This window comes from Amphibacillus sediminis NBRC 103570 (assembly GCF_001552275.1).
GTDB lineage: Bacteria > Bacillota > Bacilli > Bacillales > Amphibacillaceae > Amphibacillus_B > Amphibacillus_B sediminis.
This window is the reverse complement of record NZ_BCQW01000004.1, coordinates 58478-78824: the sequence shown is the minus strand read 5'-3', so window position 1 is coordinate 78824 and position 20347 is coordinate 58478. Positions and strand designations below refer to the sequence as shown.

The 20347-nt window shown below is 39.2% G+C and carries 15 protein-coding genes; 3 read left to right on the top strand and 12 right to left on the bottom strand.

What is annotated here, in order from left to right; translation table 11 throughout:
* Positions 1-71: 71 nt before the first annotated feature.
* The 12 genes from ASE01S_RS04660 to ASE01S_RS04605 all read right to left on the bottom strand — a co-directional run bounded on the left by ASE01S_RS04660 (position 72) and on the right by ASE01S_RS04605 (position 15193).
* Positions 72-1166: a hypothetical protein gene (locus tag ASE01S_RS04660; protein WP_067839112.1), complete on the bottom strand. Its 1095-nt coding sequence runs from the start codon at positions 1164-1166 to the stop codon at positions 72-74.
* Between the two features lie 210 nt (positions 1167-1376).
* Positions 1377-2318, bottom strand: coding sequence for a diacylglycerol kinase (locus ASE01S_RS04655; protein WP_067839109.1), 942 nt, complete (start codon positions 2316-2318; stop codon positions 1377-1379).
* Between the two features lie 230 nt (positions 2319-2548).
* A complete protein-coding gene (gatB, locus tag ASE01S_RS04650; RefSeq protein WP_067839106.1) occupies positions 2549-3979 on the bottom strand; it encodes an Asp-tRNA(Asn)/Glu-tRNA(Gln) amidotransferase subunit GatB in 1431 nt (476 codons plus the stop codon).
* Positions 3976-5457 (bottom strand): Asp-tRNA(Asn)/Glu-tRNA(Gln) amidotransferase subunit GatA, encoded by a 1482-nt coding sequence (gene gatA / locus ASE01S_RS04645; protein ID WP_067839103.1) that lies wholly within the window; start codon positions 5455-5457, stop codon positions 3976-3978. The genes gatB and gatA overlap by 4 nt, the downstream gene beginning before the upstream one ends.
* 14 nt (positions 5458-5471) lie before the next feature.
* Positions 5472-5762: an Asp-tRNA(Asn)/Glu-tRNA(Gln) amidotransferase subunit GatC gene (gene gatC, locus ASE01S_RS04640; RefSeq protein WP_067839100.1), complete on the bottom strand. Its 291-nt coding sequence runs from the start codon at positions 5760-5762 to the stop codon at positions 5472-5474.
* 515 nt (positions 5763-6277) lie between these two features.
* Positions 6278-7444: a CamS family sex pheromone protein gene (locus tag ASE01S_RS04635; protein ID WP_067839097.1), complete on the bottom strand. Its 1167-nt coding sequence runs from the start codon at positions 7442-7444 to the stop codon at positions 6278-6280.
* An 18-nt stretch (positions 7445-7462) separates the two neighbouring features.
* Complete coding sequence (ligA, locus tag ASE01S_RS04630; protein ID WP_067839340.1) at positions 7463-9463, bottom strand: NAD-dependent DNA ligase LigA; 2001 nt, start codon at positions 9461-9463, stop codon at positions 7463-7465.
* A gap of 20 nt (positions 9464-9483) precedes the next feature.
* Positions 9484-11706 (bottom strand): DNA helicase PcrA, encoded by a 2223-nt coding sequence (pcrA, locus tag ASE01S_RS04625; protein WP_067839094.1) that lies wholly within the window; start codon positions 11704-11706, stop codon positions 9484-9486.
* Positions 11707-11720: 14 nt separating this feature from the next.
* A complete protein-coding gene (pcrB, locus tag ASE01S_RS04620; protein WP_067839091.1) occupies positions 11721-12407 on the bottom strand; it encodes a heptaprenylglyceryl phosphate synthase in 687 nt (228 codons plus the stop codon).
* Positions 12408-12841: 434 nt separating this feature from the next.
* The gene (locus tag ASE01S_RS04615; protein ID WP_067839088.1) at positions 12842-13828 is read right to left on the bottom strand and encodes a Gfo/Idh/MocA family protein; all 987 of its coding nucleotides are present in this window, start codon (positions 13826-13828) and stop codon (positions 12842-12844) included.
* Positions 13829-13844: 16 nt separating this feature from the next.
* Complete coding sequence (locus ASE01S_RS04610; protein ID WP_067839086.1) at positions 13845-14150, bottom strand: YerC/YecD family TrpR-related protein; 306 nt, start codon at positions 14148-14150, stop codon at positions 13845-13847.
* A 14-nt stretch (positions 14151-14164) separates the two neighbouring features.
* The gene (locus tag ASE01S_RS04605) at positions 14165-15193 is read right to left on the bottom strand and encodes a DUF3048 domain-containing protein (RefSeq protein WP_067839083.1); all 1029 of its coding nucleotides are present in this window, start codon (positions 15191-15193) and stop codon (positions 14165-14167) included.
* An 848-nt stretch (positions 15194-16041) separates the two neighbouring features.
* On the opposite strand from ASE01S_RS04605, the gene ASE01S_RS04600 reads away from it, so the two are divergent.
* From ASE01S_RS04600 to ASE01S_RS04590, 3 genes are all read left to right on the top strand, one after another.
* On the top strand, positions 16042-16818 hold the full coding sequence (locus tag ASE01S_RS04600; protein WP_067839081.1) for a MurR/RpiR family transcriptional regulator: 777 nt from the start codon (positions 16042-16044) through the stop codon (positions 16816-16818).
* A gap of 194 nt (positions 16819-17012) precedes the next feature.
* Positions 17013-18365: a PTS transporter subunit EIIC gene (locus ASE01S_RS04595; protein WP_067839079.1), complete on the top strand. Its 1353-nt coding sequence runs from the start codon at positions 17013-17015 to the stop codon at positions 18363-18365.
* Between the two features lie 192 nt (positions 18366-18557).
* Positions 18558-20336 (top strand): sulfatase, encoded by a 1779-nt coding sequence (locus ASE01S_RS04590; RefSeq protein WP_067839077.1) that lies wholly within the window; start codon positions 18558-18560, stop codon positions 20334-20336.
* Positions 20337-20347: the final 11 nt, after the last annotated feature.

The following is a 20347-nucleotide window of genomic DNA, read 5'->3' as shown; positions in this document are numbered from 1 at the left end:
GCCATTACAAAGTTGCTGTCAAAACTAAAGCAAAAGCCTGACGGCGTAATTGTCGGCAGGCTTAATCTACACTAATTTAAATAAGTAATAGTTGGGATTGGTTCAGCACCGCTAGCATAGTAAAAATTTAGTACACTAAAAAAATCAATGGATTTATTTGTATTTAAATCATAAATGAGAATATGATCGCCCCAGTTTGTCAAATCATCTTGATCTAATCTTCGCGGTGTCACCTTTCCCAGTGTATCAACAAATGAGCTTTCATATTGTGTCGGTGGGCCTGATCTAAAATATGACTCATGATGCATGAAAAGTGTATCAATATCCAAATAAAGCATGATTGCATTATCTGATTTAGCGTAATTAGACTGATAGCTTACCGGAGCTGAGATATTTCTAATTTTCACGCTAGAAATACTATGGGTTCGTTGATTATAATTGCCATCCCAGCTAAACATAAAAACTCGCTCCCAGTCGAGGTGACTGTTGTTCCCGGTTTGATTAGCTAGATAGCTCCCATTCACATAAATGTCACCATTGGGATAGCTAAGTACAAGGTATTGTAATGATGTTGAGGATGAGATAACCCCGCTTGCTCCCTCAGGATTACTTGCATTCATTCTAAGTGTGTAGGCATCTCCCACGGTCCCTTCAGAAAAGACACGTAAAGCCCAATCACCTTCAGGTAGTGAGCTATGAGCTATCGTTTGTCCAGCTTGTCCACCTAAGGCAGTAGGATAAGCTGTACCTGTGCTCCAATCAATTAAATAAAGCTGAACATAATAGTCACTAATGGCAGAATCAAGTTGAAATAGGATACTTCGATCACTATCAACTGAAAAAAACCACCAATCATCTGGATCAGATTCTGTCAATGAATCACTATAAATAAATCGATCTGAGTCAATTAAGTATGAGCTACTTGTTGACATTCGATTATCTTCTAATGTGATCTCTTCGTTACGATCAGTTTTTAGTTCAGTATCACTAAAGGATGCTTCTATTTCTTGATCATTAATTTCGAATTCGAACTGCTTTAGATCAGCTTCGAACTCAAATGGTTCAATTAAGGCATCTGCTAATACAGGATTAACCGCCATAAAACCTGTTGCACTTAATAGCAGTAGTGTAGCAAAGCAAAATTTTAAAAAATTACTTAACCGCATCTTATCACCTCATTTTATTAGTTTATGTCAAAACAAGGTTGCGTTTGTCTTAATCTAGATGTCTAAACTTCTTTTATCTAACCTCCTTTCTCGATAATCATCAAGTAACAATCAAAATATAACATGAATAATTTGTAAAATTGGTCGAATGATGGAATAAATTTTAAAATTTTTATAGGAAAATTTCAAAACCATAAAGAAACTCCCAAACTACGATTCGGGAGTTTCTGTCTCATTTGAACTTTCTATTTGAAGCTGGGCTTGTTCTGGTGTAGGAATAAAATATTCAATATGCTGTTGAAGGTTTAAAAACTCTGCTGGTAACAACCCACCATATTCGCCATCAATATTTAGCTGCATTTTTTCATCTGTATAAATCTTTATCTCTCGTGCTCTGGTATGAAATACTTTCGGATCACTATAGTGGGCTCCACGGGTGGCCTGGGAGACGATGCGGACAAATTCTGCTAGATTGCTTTTTCTCAAAACAAGGAGATCAAATAAACCATCATCCATCGTTGCATGTGGTGCTAGCTTTTCAAAGCCACCGACCGAATTCGTGTTGGCGACTAGAAAAAGCATAATTTCATCTTCAAAAACTTGACCATCGTATTCGATTCGCGTATAAATCGGTCGAAGCCTAGGAAGCATCTCAATTCCTTTCATGAAATAAGCTAACTGACCAAGCATGGTTTTCAATTTACTTGGTACCTCATAGGACACTTCCGTTAATTTTCCACCACCTGCTATGTTAACAAAATAATGCTCATTTACACGTCCAACATCAAGCTTACAGGTATGCCCTGCTAGAATGACATCGATCGCCTTGTCTATCGATCTTGGAATCGATAAGGCTCGAGCAAAATCGTTGGTCGTTCCTGCTGGTATGATTCCTAACCGTGGTCGATAATTGGCCTCTGAAATACCGGACACAACCTCATTTAGTGTACCATCACCTCCGACCGCTACTACCAGATCAAAGTGGCGAGCAACAGCAAGGCGGGCTGCTTTGGTAGCATCACCTGGACAGGTTGTAGCATGGGCAGAGGTCTCATAGCCTGCCTGTTCAAACCTTTTCAACACATCTGGAAGCTTACCTTTAAAAGCCTCTCTACCTGATGTTGGGTTATATATAATTCGTGCACGTTTCATTCATAAACCCCCAATATAACGTAACTCTATCTTGCCTTATCATATCATGTTTATAAGCGAAACTCTAATCATACACAGTTAGTAGTTTTTAAATCCATATAAACTCAGACATAGCATATGTTTAGACATAATCATACTGCCTCACTTAGCACGTACTGCAAGGGCTCAACTATCAATAATTGAAATGAGCAAAGTGCTCGTGTCACTTTGCTCATTTCATTTGAATGACTTTAGCGTTTCTTTATTTCGGCTAAAATAATTTTATTAACGAGTGGTGGGTTGGCTTGTCCTTTTGTCTCCTTCATGACCTGACCAACTAAGAAGCCAAGTGCTCGATCTTTACCATTCTTAAAGTCTTCAATAGACTGTTCATTTTTATCTAATATGGCATTAATAATTTCCGTTAACTGACCTTCATCAGAGATTTGCACTAAACCTTTATCTTTAATAATTTGCTCAGGATCGCCACCATGCTCAACGAGTTCAGCAAATACTTTTTTGGCCATTTTAGACGAAAGTGTCCCGTCTGAAATTAAGGTAATCATTTTGGCTAAGGCTTCAGGTGTTAGCGGAAGGTCATGTAATTCTTTTTGTTGCTTATTCATATAAGCGGAAACTTCACCCATCAACCAGTTTGAAGCTTGCTTCACATCAGCTCCTCCAGCAATAGCTGCTTCAAAGAAGTCTGACATTTCTTTGGTACTTGTTAGCACCATCGCATCATATGCTGGTAGGTTGAGCTCATTAATATAACGTGCTTTACGTGCATCTGGTAGTTCAGGAATTTCAGCACGGACACGTTCTTTCCAAGCCTCATCAATATAGAGTGGTACCAAGTCAGGCTCAGGGAAGTAACGATAGTCATCAGAGCCCTCCTTGACACGCATTAAAATTGTCTCTTTTGTTTGCTCATCATAACGACGTGTTTCTTGTAGAATCACACCACCTGATAATAGCTCTTTTTGCTGACGTTTTTCTTCAAATTCCAATCCTTTTTGAACAAATGAGAAAGAGTTCAAATTCTTTAATTCTGTTTTAACACCGAATTCTTCTTGGCCGATTGGTCGTAAAGAAATGTTTGCATCACAACGGAGTGAACCTTCCTCCATCTTACAATCCGAAACACCTGTATATTGAATAATATTTTTTAGTTTTTCAAGATAGGCATAGGCTTCTGCTGGTGAACGAAGATCAGGCTCTGAGACAATTTCAATCAAAGGCGTGCCTTGACGATTAAAGTCTACTAACGAGTAACCATCATCACTATGCGTCAGTTTACCTGCATCCTCTTCTAAATGGAGTCGCGTAATTCCAATCCGTTTTGACTTGCCATCTACTTCTATATCAATCCAGCCATTCTCACCAATTGGTTGATCAAATTGAGAAATTTGATAGGCTTTTGGGTTATCTGGATAGAAATAGTTTTTACGATCAAATTTAGTATCAGTAGCAATCTGACAATTTAGCGCCATTGCTGCTTTCATAGCAAAGTTAACGGCCTCTTCGTTTAAAACGGGTAATACACCGGGATAACCAAGGTCAATCGGATTAATATTCTCATTAGGTTCAGCCCCAAAATGGTTAAAGCTTGGGCTAAATATTTTCGATTCCGTTTTGAGCTCGACATGGACTTCTAATCCAATAATTGTTTCAAAATTCATGACTGTACACCTCCCAAGCTTGGGCGTTGTTTGTGGTAATCTGTTGCTTGTTCAAAGGCATAAGCAACACGGTAAATCATGCTTTCATCAAAATGCTTAGCAATAATTTGCAAGCCAATCGGTAAGCCTGTCTCTTTAGCAAATCCACAAGGGATCGACATACCCGGTACGCCTGCTAAATTAACCGGAATGGTTAAAATATCGTTAGCATACATCGTTAACGGGTCATCCACCTTCTCTCCAACCTTAAATGCTGGTGTTGGTGTCGTTGGACCGATAATCACATCAAAATTTTCAAATACTTTATCGAAATCATTCTTGATTAATGTCCGCACTTTTTGAGCTTTTTTATAGTAAGCATCGTAGTAGCCTGAGCTAAGTGCAAACGTTCCAAGCATAATTCTCCGCTTTACTTCATCACCGAAGCCTTCACTACGTGATTTCTTAAACATATCAATCATATTGTCCGCATTTTCACTGCGAACACCGTAGCGAACCCCATCAAATCGAGCTAAGTTCGCTGATGCTTCAGAAGACGCTAATAAGTAATAGGCAGCTACAGCATACTTAGAATGTGGCAATGTTACCTCTTCCCATGTTGCACCTAAATCTTCATAGACCTTTAACGCGGCTAAAACAGACTCACGTACTTCCTGGTCTACACCTTCTTGATCAGAAAGATATTCCTTTGGTACCGCTATTTTTAATCCTTTAACATCTTGCTTAAATGCATCACTGTATGTTGGGATGTCAATATTTGCTGAAGTCGAATCCATTGGATCATGGCCAACAATTGCCTGAAGTAGATGCGCATTATCTTCAACTGTTTTGGTAATCGGACCAATTTGATCTAAAGAGGAAGCAAAAGCAACCAAGCCAAAACGAGAAACTAAGCCGTAAGTAGGCTTAAGACCTACTACTCCACAAAAAGCCGCTGGCTGGCGGATCGAACCACCTGTATCTGAGCCTAAGGCAAAGAACACCTCACGTGCGGCAACAGCAGCTGCTGAACCACCACTAGAGCCACCAGGTACATAGTCAATATTCCACGGGTTACGTGTTGTCGCATACCCAGAGTTTTCATTGGAAGAACCCATGGCAAACTCATCCATATTTAATTTTCCAATCATGACTGTTTTTTCCTCTGCAAGCTTTTCAACGACTGTTGCGTTGTAGAGTGGGTCATTAAAGTTATCAAGAAATTTACTTGCACACGTTGTTCTGACCCCTTTAGTTACCATATTATCCTTTATTCCTATTGGAATCCCAAATAATAGATGGTCGGCTTGATTTGTTTCATTATCCAATTGTTTGGCTTGCTCAAGCGCTGCTTCCTTATTTAAGGTTAAGAAGGCCTTGATTTGATCATCAACGGCATCAATCTGATCATATGCCGCTTGCACAAGTTCTGTCACGGTTAATTCTTTATTATGTAGCTTGTCCTGTAATTCTTTTAATGTATAATCAAAAACTGACATTTGTATCTAGCCTCCTACTCTAAAATCGATGGTACTCGGAATTGTCCATCTTTTTGATCTGGTGCATTTTTCAATGCATCCTCCCGCTCGATCCATTTTCGTGGCTCGTCCTTACGCATAACATTCTTTAAATCAAGAACATGGGTAGTGGGCTCAACATGACTTGTATCTAATTCATTTAATAGTTCTGCATAATGAATGATATCACCGAGTTGCTTCGTCATAACGTCTACTTCTTCTTCTGTAATAGCCAGTCTAGCTAAATGTGCCACGTGTTTGACCTGTTCTTTTGAAATTTCAACCATTATGGTCACCTCCATTATTAGAAAAACTCGCATTCGCTCGCTATTAGTGAATGTATTAGCTTTTCTTTATCTTTATTTTTACTACTTCAAAGACTCACTTGCTAAAATTTCAATCCTTGTTAAGGTATAAAATTATCAACCTTAGCCCAGTAACTTCATTCAGCAGAAGTTTTCTACTTAAGAGGTCTGCACAATTGTATTTCATTCAGTAGAGGTTTAAAGCTTGGCTGAATCAAGTTAACGCCTCTAGTAAATGCCACAGATTTTCAGCGGAATTTATCGAGCGAAGCTCGTTCAAAATCTGAGCGCAAATACGCTTAGCCGCATTTAATACATACTTATGATAATAGCAAAGAATAGCGGGTTAAGGCAACTATCCATTAATGGATAGTATGCCTTAAACCTAAAAGTAAAACGCTCTACTCCCCGCAGTAGTATATAGAAACTGAAACTTATAATCTCCCAAAATAGCTCCTTTATTGCCTCTAGCCTTGGAGCATCGAGATAAGTTCACACTATCGATTATAAATATGAATAATAGGTTCCTCTTCTCCTGCTGCTCTGGTAATTAGGCTTTCCTGACGGTCGTTTGATTTGATATTAACTTCAATATCAAAATGGGTTTGAAAGCTATCTGAAATCAATCCGTACACATATTGGGTAAAGCCTACAACCTCAGCCTCCCCATTAAACTGGATCGGAATTTCTAAAATTAGTTTACGAATTTGGCCATCCTGATAAAATCCTTCTCCAACTAAGCCGACATAGTTTGGGAAAAAGTCTGCCACATCTGTTTTCAGCTTATCGATAGTAGCTGCTAGGTTAGGATCGATATCACGGCCCTCTTTTGAAGGAAATAGCACGTATTGCTCATCGATTTCTTCCCAGTTTCCTATCGATTCACTCCCCCCTTTAACCGTCGTCTTAGTAACAAAGTTTCCGGGTACTAGCCCATCTCTTGGTGCCTCACGGTAAATCGCAATCATAATAGGGACTTCTTGAAGACCCTCTTTTGCTCTTATTCGTCTCACAACTTCCTCCGCAATCCTATTGGCTTCAGTTAGCATTTTCTGTTTTGGGATATCATGATAATAAAATGGCCCGCCAATCTCGGTTTGATATCGGTAGTTTGACTTCATTGCGATCCCTAAGGAAATACCCGCTAATTGAACGGCATTATCATCTGTTCTGGCTAAATAGTTTTGTTCTAAAATATGGGAAAGATATCTCGGGTTTTCTTCCTCTTGCTTCCTAATCTCATCTTCCTCTGTATTTTCATCATAATTAACAGCTGGATTCAATCCCAACTCGGTTGAATCAGATTCTCGTTCCAACCAGCTGTATAATTCACTTGTACTAATCTGCTGTCCCTCCTGAAAGACATGAGTTTCAGGATCAAAGACCGAAGTTGAGTGTCGGCGTAAGTCATTCTCTAATGCATTAATATCGAGGCGATTGGCTACTTGGTTCGTAATAACTCCCCGGGATTGACTAAGTTTATAGGGTAACAACACCTGATATTCATTGTCTGAAACACTATAATTCGGCACAATCGCCAGCTCCTGATTGACTTCCTCTGGTAAAGTTTCATCAATTACCTCTCCTTGATTGGAATAGTCAGGAGCACAGCCTACTGTGATCATGATTAAAATTAAACTAGCAAATCGGATTAGACGCTTCATTTAATCCCTCCTCTCTCTTTACTGATTCAAAGCTTCGACTAACTGCTGCTCACTCCAAATGGTAATCTCAAGCTGTTCTGCTTTCGTAAGCTTCGAGCCAGCTTCTGCTCCTGCAATTAAAATATCTGTTTTTTTACTTACACTTCCAGTTACCTTTCCACCCAAGGCCTCAATCCGCTCTTTCGCTTCTTGTCGCGTTAGCTGCTCTAGCTTTCCAGTTAAGACGACGGTTTTATTATAAAAAGCAGAAGCTTCAGAAGCCGCTTCCGGTTTGGCACCTAAATACCGCATATTAATCCCTAGTTCTTTTAAGCGATTCATTAACTTTAAGACCTTTTCATCTTGAAAATAACGAACAACTGAATCAGCCATTTTATGACCGATTTCATTAACAGCCATTAAATCATCTAGTGTAGCTTGTTTAAGCTTATCCATGTCATCAAAGGCAATGGCTAAGGTTTTGGCAGCTTTGGCCCCGACAAAACGAATACCTAAGCCAAATAATAAGCGTTCTAGTGAATTTTGCTTTGAAGCATCGATAGCTTCAAGTAAATTATCGACTGATTTCTCACCCATTCTTTCCAGCTTAAGCAGTTCTGAGCGATCCAATTGATAAAGATCGGCGACATCTTGAACAAGTTTATGCTCGTATAATTGGGCAACGACCTTTTCGCCCAAACCGTCAATATTCATCGCTTGTCGTGAAACAAAGTGGATTAACCCCTCCATTAATTGAGCGTGACAGCTCGGATTAATACAGCGAAGTGCTACTTCTTCCTCAAGACGGACAAGCTCAGCACCACAAGCAGGGCAATGATCAGGCATACGATATAAAACCTCATCACCTTGACGTTGTTCTGGTATGACACGAACGACCTCTGGAATAATATCGCCCGCCTTTTTAATTACAACTGTATCATTTATTCGAATATCCTTCTCTTTAATAAAATCTTCATTGTGCAAGGATGCCCGTTGAACAGTTGTACCTGCTACCTTAACTGGTTCAAGTAGGGCTGTAGGAGTTACTGCTCCAGTACGACCAACGCTAAGTATAACATCCTTCAACTTGGTTACGGCTTCTTCAGCCGGGAATTTATAAGCAATCGCCCAGCGTGGACTTTTAGCCGTCGTCTTTAACTGATTCTGATAGTCAAGCCGATCGACTTTAATGACAATACCATCAATATCATAGCTTAAGTCTGCCCGTCGATCGACCCAGCTCTCCACAAAATCAATGACCTGATCAATACTTGTACATTGACGCCATTCTGGATTTATTTTAAAGCCAAGTTCTCGTAAATAGTTAAGCCGTTCACTGTGGGTAGTTAGTGACCCTGTTTGCCATTCACCTACAGCATAAATAAAAATATCCAAATGACGTTCGGCTGCAATCTGCGGATCAAGCTGACGGAGCGATCCTGCCGCTGCATTTCTAGGGTTAGCAAAAGGTTCTTCCTGACGTGTTTCTCGAGCTTCATTTAGGGCGAGAAAAGAACGTTGTGGCATAAACGCCTCACCTCTAACCTCAATCGTACTTTGGTCAGTAATTTTCAATGGAATGCTGCGGATTGTCCGAAGGTTTTGGGTAATATCCTCACCAGTTGTACCATCACCCCTCGTTGCACCTTGAACAAAGAGGCCGTCCTGATAGCGGAGCGAAACCGCTAAACCATCAATCTTCAGTTCACAAACATAGTCTACTTGATCAACCCCAAGACCGTCTCTTACTCGACGATCAAAATCAAGTAAATCCTGTTTATCGAAGGCATTAGCAAGGCTCAACATCGGTACATGATGCTCAACCTTTTTAAAGCCTTCGAGTGGCGCTCCACCAATTCGTTGGGTGGGTGAATCTGACGTAACGAGCTCAGGATGTTGTTCTTCTAATGTTCGTAGCTCTTGCATTAATCGATCATACTCTGCATCAGGTACCGTTGGCTGATCAAGAACATGATACTGATAGTTATAATCGTTTAACGTCTGTCGTAAAGATAAGATTTTTTCTTCTAAAGATGCCATCATTACGTCACCTCTTTCATTTATTGTTTCGTGATAGGCGCAAATTTCGCCAGCAAACGTTTGACACCCGTTGGCGCAGGAAAGGCTATGTCAAGCTCCATCGATTCTCCTGTACCTGTCACTTTTACCACTGTACCTATGCCCCACTTTTTATGGTTAGCTTTATCTCCAACTTGCCATCCTTGCTTTTCTCCACCCGTACTTTGCTTTTGGGCAAATCGTTTAAGCGATTTTTGCTTCGTTGGTTGTGTTTCTTCTGCTCTCGAGAAACCAAAACTCACTCGCTCAGACTCTTGCTCGTCTACTCCTTCAAGTAAATGACTTGGAATCTCTTTAATAAAACGACTGACAGGGTTCATATTGGTACGACCATAAAGTGAACGGAGTTTAGCATGCGTAAGATGAAGCTCCTTTTCAGCACGGGTTATCCCTACATAGGCAAGACGACGCTCTTCTTCCATTTCATCATCATCCAGCAATGAACGCGTATGTGGAAACACATTTTCCTCCATCCCAACTAAGAAGACGACTGGAAATTCAAGTCCCTTGGCCGCATGCAAGGTCATCATGGTTACTTTGTTATCAGCAAAAGGATCCTCATCTACTCGATCAATATCTGCGATGAGTGCCAAGTCAGTCAGAAAAGCCAGTAGTGTTTTATCTTCATTTTCTTGCTCGAAATGCTGTGTAACGGTTTTGAACTCATCTAGGTTTTCCAGTCGACTTTGGGCTTCAATCGTACGCTCACTAATAAGCTTTTCCTGATAGCCTGTTCGGTTAAGGACTTCCTCAACCATTTCAGTAACAGTCAAATATTCTTGTTGCTGATGCCAGTCATGAACCATTTGACCAAATTCAGCTAAGGATTTTGTGGCCTTAGTACTTAAGCCAACAAAATCAATTTCCTTAGTTGCCGTATAAAGTGAGATATCATGGTCTAGAGCGTACTGCTGTAATTTGTCTAAGGAGGTCTTACCAATCCCGCGCTTGGGTTCGTTGACCACCCTTGCAAAGCTTAAATCATCATCTGGATTTGAGACGAGTCGTAAATAAGCCAAAATATCTTTAATTTCTTTACGGTCGTAAAATCGAGTTCCCCCTACCATCTGGTACGGGATATTAGCTTTAACAAAGGTTTCCTCAATTGCCCGTGACTGGGCGTTTGTCCGATAAAGAATCGCTATATCACGGTACTGATAATCACTACTGCGCATGTACGCTTCTATCTTTTCAGCAACATAAATTCCTTCATATTGTTCGTTGGTTGCTTGATAATAATACAGCTTAGAACCACCCTGATTATTTGTCCATAATTTCTTAGGTTTACGACTCGTATTATGCTTAATAACCGCATTAGCTGCATCAAGAATCGATTTGGTTGAGCGATAATTTTGCTCAAGTAGTACGACATGCGCATCGGCATAGTCCTTTTCAAAAGATAAGATATTTTCAATGTCAGCACCACGCCAGCGATAAATCGATTGATCAGAATCCCCAACCACACAAATATTTTGATAACGCTCTGCTAAGCGTTGAACGAGATAATATTGGGCGTGGTTAGTATCTTGATATTCATCGACATGGATATATTGAAAACGACGTTGATAGTACTCCAAAACGTCTGGAACACGCTCAAATAGTTTAATGGTTTGCATAATTAAATCATCAAAATCTAATGATTGGTTTTTTATTAATGTTTTCTGATAGTGTTTATAGACTTGAGCAACCGTTTTGTCATAGTAATTGCCTGCCTGTGCCTCGAACTGATCCGCTGTCTGGAGATTGTTTTTAGCCGAGCTAATCCCTGACAGCATCGCTCTAGGATCAAACTTTTTACTATCAATATTTAATTCTTTCAACACATTCTTCACAACCGTTAATTGATCTCCACTATCTAAAATTGTAAAGCTGCGACTTAGGCCAATACGGTCAATATCACGTCTCAGTATCCTGACACACATCGAGTGAAAGGTTGATACCCACATGTAGTCACCTGTTGGACCGATAAGATGCCTTACCCGCTCTTTCATTTCTCTTGCTGCCTTATTAGTAAACGTAATAGCTAAAATATTACGTGGCGCTATATTTTTCTCCTCAAGTAAATAAGCAATCCGATGGGTTAGCACTCGTGTTTTACCACTTCCTGCCCCTGCCATAATAAGTAGTGGACCATCTGTGTGTCGCACGGCTTCTTGTTGACGTTCATTCAAACCGCTTAATAAATCCCTAACATGTTGACTCATCTCTTCTCACCACCTTACTCGTTGTGCTTTATCGCAACAGTTTCAATTGCTTGATCAAAATCGGTATAGAGGCTATTCCCTACTACAATCGTATCGGCAAGGGCAGCCATCTCTTCTGCTTGCTTGAGGGTGGTAATTCCTCCACCATAGACAAACTGGGTATGTGATAATTCTGCTTTAACCCGTTTCACTAACTCCGGATCACCATACTTACCACTATACTCCAAATAAAACAGTGGCAATCTGAAAAGATGCTCAGCCATTTGCGCATAGGCAATGACATCGTCGTAATCAGGTAATTGGCAATTAGCAAGCTGATACGCCTTCGACTCTTCATTCATAATCACATACCCTTCAGCAACAAGCTCCTGCCAATTGAGCATATGACCATATTCTTTAATCGCATTGTGCTGGATATCCATCATCCATTTCTTTTCTTGGCTATTCAACACCATTGGGATATGATAATAATCAAATCCGGGAGTAACTGCATCCAGAGTTGACACTTCTAAAACACAAGGAACGGTAAAACGCCGAATATGACTAAGCAGGTCAAGCACACCATCTAAGGTCACATGATCTGTGCCCCCAACCACAATGGCGTCTGTACCTGATTGACAAACGTGATTAAGCTGCTCATCTGTTAATGTTTTATTTGGATCTAATTTAAATACATGTCTCCATGTTTTTTGATTGTACACTAAGATCTCCCCTATACTTACTTATCTTTTTTCAGCCAGATTGACAATGTGTCAGTTCAACAAATCAACCTCGCTGTGACTAAGGAAGGTGACCTTCAACCTAGACTGTACCTAGTAGAAAAAGGTGGCTTACGCCAACCTTAGCCTAATTGCTCTATCATAAATACCATCTTCTAGTATAACAAAAAACAGCTCTAAGCGTGACTATTTAAGTAAAATTTGCAAGCTAAATATTGACGAAACATCGCATCAAAATAAGAGAGCGGTGGAAGCTATTCGCTACTTATTTACCGTAACAGACTGAGCAAAACAATCCCCATATAGGCACTTTTGGTCTTATGGTTATTTAGACGATGCTCAAAGCAAAAAAGTAAGCAAAAAAGCATGGATTCAATATCAATATTGAACCCATGCCCAAACTATTTAAAGACCTTCTATGCTTGATCAGCAGGAAAAACCAAGCCTATTGCAGCACGGCCCTGATCGAGTACTTTGATGGTATCAAGTGAGATTTGATACGTGTTAATATCACTTTCTCGTCGATCAGCTTGAAGCAATTGAATAAAGTGTTTGATTTCATAGTACATGGTTTGTTCTTTCTGTTCAACGGTAAGGTCCGTTATTGTTCCATCATTATCAATTCGTGTCAGCTTACGCATATCGCTAAGCTTTTCAATGACAATCGTTCCATTCTCTCCTTGAATTTCAGAAGGAACATGGGAATTGGTGATTTTAGAAAAGATTAGCTCTGCTGTTAACTCTGGATATTTAACCGTCATCGTCCCCATACCATCAACTCCAGAATCGAGCATATAGGCAGTTGCTTGCACTGATTTCGGCGCTCCAAATAAGGCAACCATAGGGTAAGCGGTATAGATACCAATATCCATTAAAGCCCCATTTGAAAGCTCAGGCTTAAAAGCATTATGGACGATCCCTCGCTTATAATCATCATAGCGTGAAGAATATTGACAGAAATTAGCCAAATAACGACGAATCGGACCAAGCTCTGCAAGCTGCTCTTTTAACACTCTGAAATTGGGTAAATGTGTCGTTTTCATCCCTTCCATTAGCAGTACATTATTTGCTTTTGCTACTGCAATCATTCGTTCAGCCTCTGCATGATTAGACGCAAACGGTTTTTCGACAAAAACATGCTTGCCCGCCTCCATACATACAATGGCTTGCTCAGCATGCAACGCGGTCGGACTTGCAATATAAACGGCATCAAATTCTGAGCTGTTAGCAAAAATAGTCAAGTCTGTATATGTATGAGCGACCTGATATTTGGCAGCAAATGCCCTTGCCTTTTCTTCAGTTCTTGAATAAACAGCTGTTAAACTAAAATCATCCAATAAAAAACCTGCATCTAAAAAACGATCAGTAATCCAATTCGTACCTATAACAGCAAAGCGAATCATGAACCTCATCCTCTCACTACTCATTTTGGTGATTCTTTTCTAGTCGTTCTAATACCATTTTATATCCATCACTACCATATGTTAAGCATCTTTTAACACGTGAGATCGTAGTTGTAGAAGCATTCGACTCTTCTACGATCGTGTGATACGTACGACCTTCAGCTAGCATTTTAGCTACTTGTAAGCGCTGGGCCAAGGATTGAATCTCATTCATTGTCGCGATATCATCAAAAAAACGATAACATTCCTCACGATCCTTTAAGGTTAAGATGGCATCAAATAGCTGGTCCAGCTGCTCACCTCTTAATTTATCAATTTGCATTGATGCACTCCTTTCTATTCTATCTCAGTCACACTAGACAAGCCTGGATCTGTTGGAATGACATTAATCCATGTTTGCCCTGGGATAAGCCCTACCTGTTCTCCATTACGTATTGGAACAATTCGTCCATCGCTATTTTCCCACTGAATTTTTTGAATCATTCCTTTTTGAAGTAAATAGGCATTACCACCTGACGTTAAATCTACTTCTCTTCTTCCAGCATCATCGACAATTTGATGTTCGGTCTCGATAATAAAGACATTATTTAGCTGAATTGGTGTTTGATCACTTAGTTCCACTGTTTGTTGTTGATCATTGTAGCGGAAATATGTTTCAGATGATACATCGTAGACGTAACGAACGGATTCTTGCCCATAAAATAGTTCGACTTCTGATACAGTCTCGCCTTCAATATCATCCAGCTCGTCTTCAGCTAAAAAGTGTAGTGGCTCATAACTCGCCTCAATATCATATCCCTGAGCAGCAGCTACTTCTGCGACTGAATTAAATTGCAAATAAGAATTGTGCGGTGCTACGCGAAAGGATTCTCGCTTAAATAGATGACCATCATCATCATAATAAGCACCATTTAGATGATCAGCAGCACCTGCTTTAAGCATATCTTCGATAAAATTAGCGGCTCCATGGTAGATATATAAAGCGTTATAACTGTTAGCTAGTTGAAAGTAATAAGGACGAGCACTACGTACCGGGCCTACAACTTCAGGGGTTTGACTGTGAAACAATGCCAAAAAACGTGTCGTTTGACCCTCTGCTAAAATTTCAAAAACAAGATCAGCCTGAGATAAACCTGACTGTGGTCGTGCCGCAGGATGATTATTAATCATAACACCAACCATGCGATTGCTAACTGGGGCTGATGCAGCTTCACCAGTTAGTGGATAAGAGTGACCCGCATCCACTTCGTCTAGCTCAATATCTTTTTTTGTAAGATTTTGCCCTGATTGCTCCGTGTCAGGATTTGAACAAGCCATTAACAATAACAATAATAATGTAAATACCGTGATGATTTTCTTTTGCATAAACGTTTCACGCATCCTTTACTTAAACATTTAGATAAAACTCTTTTCTCGATTATATCAAAATTCTAGCAAGTTAACCTATCCTTTTTAATAGAGATTCGATAAATCATAGAAAAAAACCTCACTGTCCTCCCTTTAAAAGCAATGAAGGTGGCGTTTGTTGGTAGGACAACAATGAGCTGTAAATAGGTTAACAATGAGATTGCCAGATAGAATTTGGCAGTCTCTTAGATCCACTATGTTTATATTATCTTATTTATGATATGATTTTTTAAAAGTCATATCTTAATGATTAACGATTAAAAACGGTACCCAAACTTATTACACGAGGACTGGGACATAACAAAAATTTTAACCTTAAATACAAATAATGCTTATAGATCAACTCCCTTTTTGTTAGCACTGGCTCGGGCTTACAGGACGTAAGCAGTTGTGCGTAGCCTCAGGATGTGGTGGTTTTAGCCTAAGTGGATCTTCAGCTCTTATCGGGACTACAATTACTCGTCCCACCAAAAAGACTTGTTTCCACAGGGCAAGGAGAGCATCGTCGGTCATATATCGAACGAAGAAAAATGGATCTTTATATTCAAGGCGTCTTCGTATTTTGCCTCCACTATGTCAGCTTGTTCGGAATCTCATTCCATCTATTTTCGTTATGTCCGATCCCACTGCCATTTCAATCAAAAGAAATGTGCCAATATTCTATTAATTAATTAAAAAACAAACCGCGTTCTTTTGTATAGCTTTTAAATGTATATCGGATTGTATAATATCTCACCATAGAGGAAAGGACCTCGTTGATACTTTTGACGAGCAATTTTTTACGACGGATAATAAGGGGCGATAGAATGAAGTTAGAGCAAATCATTAATGAAAAATATGACTACTTTAGTGAGGGCGATCAAGTTCTTGCTAAATATCTACTGGATCATAAAGATGAAATAAGAAATTTAAGCATTACTGAATTAGCTGAGCGAAGTTTAAGCTCTAAATCGTCTGTTTTGCGCTTTGCTCAAAAATTAGGCTTTTCCGGGTATACTGAGCTAAAGAACTTTATCAGATGGGAGCTCGTAAATCATCAGTCACACCAGAATTATAGCAACTATGGTGAGATCATCTTAAATGATGTCCAGAAAACGATTGAAGCACTAAATATGAATGATATACTAAAAATAAGCCAAGAAATTGATCAAAGTTCTAATGTCTATTTAGCAGGAACAGGTTTTTTACAACAAAATCTCACGATAGAAATGCAACGTATTTTTTTAGGCTTAGGAAAGAATATGCAAGTAATCCCCTTAGATATCAGAACCGATTTACATCAATTGGTTGTTGAGAAAATGACTGAAGATGACTTATTGTTTGTTTTCTCAAGCACAGGTAACAATCCTTCTATTAAAGAAGCTTTGGCCATCCCATTAATTAAGAAGGTCAAAATAGTAGCTATAACTGCAACATCGCACAATTGGCTAAGCTCACACGCAGATTATTCGATCCACATTTATTCAGATCGCGATCCACTCGCTGGTGATTCTGGCTTTTCTTCAAGTGTCTTTTACTGTATTATCGAAATGTTAAGCTATAGTTTTTTTGACTATAAAAATAATAAATTAACAAACGGTTAACCATTAGGTTAGCCGTTTTATTACCTTCAAATTATTTGCAAATCATGATCAATGGATTGAGACGTGTTAAAAGCGGTTTCCCGATAAGTGAATCCGCTTCCCAATATTACTGTAATATCTTTTAATTGTTTATCCTTCTGTTTATAATGCAATCATGGTAGCGCCACCAATTACATTTGAAAGGGGTTAATTCAATGGATGATAAGACTCTGGCAAGAAAAATAATCGAACTATCGAACGGTCCAGAGAATTTTCAAAGTCTCACAAACTGTATGACTCGTGTCCGAATAAACTATAAAGATTTATCAAAAGTAGATATAGACGCAATAAAAGCGTTAAAAGGAATTCAAGGCATTAACCAGGCCGAATCGACACAACTTATTGTTGGACCCGGTCGTAGTGAAAAGGTAAGAGCAGAACTTGAAAAGCAATTAAACCTAAACACAGATGATGAATCAGAAAGCGCAGAAAAACAAGGTTTTCTCAAAACCTTATCAAGTATTTTCGTACCAGCTCTCCCTGCTATTATTGCATCTGGTGTATCGATGGGGATCAATAATATTATCCTGAGTATGGCAAAAATCGAGGCAGCTGAAGCAGGTATTGCTGGAACAGAAGCACTTTCTTCTCAGCAAGTTGTACTCGATTCATGGAACATGTTGGAGATTAGTACCTTTTTAGGTATTGTCGGTGATGCAACCTTTGCCTTTCTCGCTATTTATATAGGTATCACAGCTGCTCGAGTATTTAAAACAGATATGATCCTTGGTGGAATTCTTGGGGCAGTTACTATTGCTGGAGAATTAAGCATACTGGGCTTACAAAGCGGTCAAGGTGGACTATTTGGTGTTATATTTGGTGTATTTGTTCTAGCCCAAATTCAAAAATGGTTAAGAAAGATTATTCCTAATATCTTAGATGTTGTGCTGACGCCAACCCTAACAATATTAATTACAGGTGCACTTTATCTTTTGATCATAATGCCTATTGCTGGGTTTCTGTCAGATGGATTAATTAATGGAATTATGTGGCTATTAGATGTAAGCGGTATTCTAGGTGGCTTTGTGTTAGCAGCTGCATTCCCGTCCTTAATTGCTACGGGATTACATCACGGACTCGCACCTATTCACATGGAATTAATCAACACAACTGGAACAACTCCTATCTTTGCTGTACAGGTCATGAGTAATGCTGGATTAGTAGGGGCTGGATTAGCCATTTACCTCTTATCTAAAAGTGCTAAAATGAAGGAAATTGCTAAGGGTGCCCTACCTACAACCTTTTTGTCTGTAGGTGAACCAACCATGTATGGTGTCGTTATTCCATCCGGTTTTGGCTTTATAACCGCTTCAATTGGAGCTGGATTTGGCGGGATGATGATTCGTCTATTAGATGTACAAGCCTCAGCGATAGGAGCTGCAGGGATGTCTGCCGTTCCTTTAATTGCAAATGGTGATTATATAAAATATCTATTAAGTTACGCTGTTGGTTTTGTTGCTGCTTTTATTATCACGTATACAGTAGGAAAAGCAAAAAATTATAGCTAAAAAAAAGAAACCATTTTTAGATGAGACTTAGTTAAGAAAGATTCGAGTAAAAAATTAATGCACGAAAAGACATGAAGCAGGCAAGCTTAAGCTTGCCCTATCAAACTTTTGCGTGCATTTTCTCGTATGAGAAAATGATTAAACACTCACCTACTTTTTTGAACTCATCTATATGGAAAGGGGTCGACAATTATGCGCGTTATTCAAGTCATGTTTGATACGTTAAAGAGAAACTACTTAACACCGTATGAGATGAATGATGTATATACACCAAACTTTGAACGATTAGCGAAGAAAACGGTTCGCTTTGACAACTTTTTTGCAGGAAGTTTACCATGTATGCCAGCAAGAAGAGACTTGCATACTGGCAGATATAATTTTTTACACCGTGGCTGGGGGCCGATTGAGCCTTTCGATGATTCAATGCCAGAAATTTTAAAACAACACGGCATCTATACACATCTTGTTACTGACCACAAGCATTATTGGCGAGATGGGGGGGCAACCTATCATCCCCGCTATTCTTCATATGAATTTATTAGAGGCCAAGAAGGTGATAGTTGGAAAGGGATGGTAAATAAACCATTTCAGTTAAAAGACCTTGACAAGTTAGGAGAAGAAGGGGCAAGCAGAAAATTTACGAGTATGTCACAGGATTTTGTCAATAGAACGTATATGCCTGAAGAGAAAGACCACATGATGTACCGAACATTCGATGCTGGTTTAGAATTCTTGCAAACGAATGTGGACGCAGATGATTGGTTTTTACAAATCGAGTCCTTTGATCCACATGAACCTTTCTTTGTCCCGAAGAAGTATTTAGACATGTATGATGTAACAGAGGATGAATTCAATGGCTGGCTGTTATATAGCTATGATGATTTCTCACCAGAAAAAATTGACATTATCAAAAAGTACTATAAGGCATTAATTACCATGTGTGATGTTTATTTAGGAAAAGTGCTTGATTTTATGGATGAGCACAACATGTGGGAGGATACCATGTTAATTGTCAATACGGACCACGGCTTACTTCTAGGTGAGCATGAGTGGTGGGGCAAGAATATCATGCCTGTCTACAACGAAATTGCACATTTACCTTTCTTTATTTGGTATCCACAATTAGAAAGAAAGGGAGAAGCTGTTAGCCAATTAGCACAAACGATTGATATTCCGGCTACTATTCTGGACTTCTTCGAGATTGATTTACCTAAAGATATGAAGGGCAGACCTTTAAGGGATATTGTTGAATCTGATCAGCCAATACACGATGCTGTATTATTTGGTTATTTTGGTAGCAATCTCAATATTACAGATGGTGAGTATGTTTACATGCGTGCTCCCGTTCCTGAACAAGAACATGTATTAAAAGAATATACCCTTTCGCCGATGCGGATCAATCGTCGCTTCACTTTAGATGAGCTAAAAGATGCCAAATTAAATGATTCATTTAGTTTTACAAAGGGGATAGGTGTCCTGGAGCTTCCATCACAAGATATTATGGCAAAAAATTATCAGCGATTTGGCCATAAATTGTTTAATTATCAGGAAGATCCGCAACAATTGCATGCGTTACTCGATGCTGAAAAAGAATTTAAGATGATTGAAATGATGAAGAGACTGTTACGTGAAAATGAAGCTCCTTCATCCTTATATACGTATTTTGGCTTAGATAAGATAAATAGCGTAGACGATGTCAAAAAAGAACATGATCAGTTCAACAAATTTAAAAAAGCCGTTTGTGAAGACTTGTCTTTCTGTAATAGTGGTGCAAAGGAAGGATATTTAACATTATACGAATTGCTAAAAGATAATGAAGAACAGCAAAATAAATTAAAAGAAGACCTAGTCAAACAAAATGCAGAAGCGATAGATTGCAGCAGCTTAATCGCTTGGGTACAAAAAAATATTCCATCTGCCGATCAATCGTTTGTTCTCTATCAATTAAATCTATCAATGAGGACTTCTTAATCCTCTGGGTT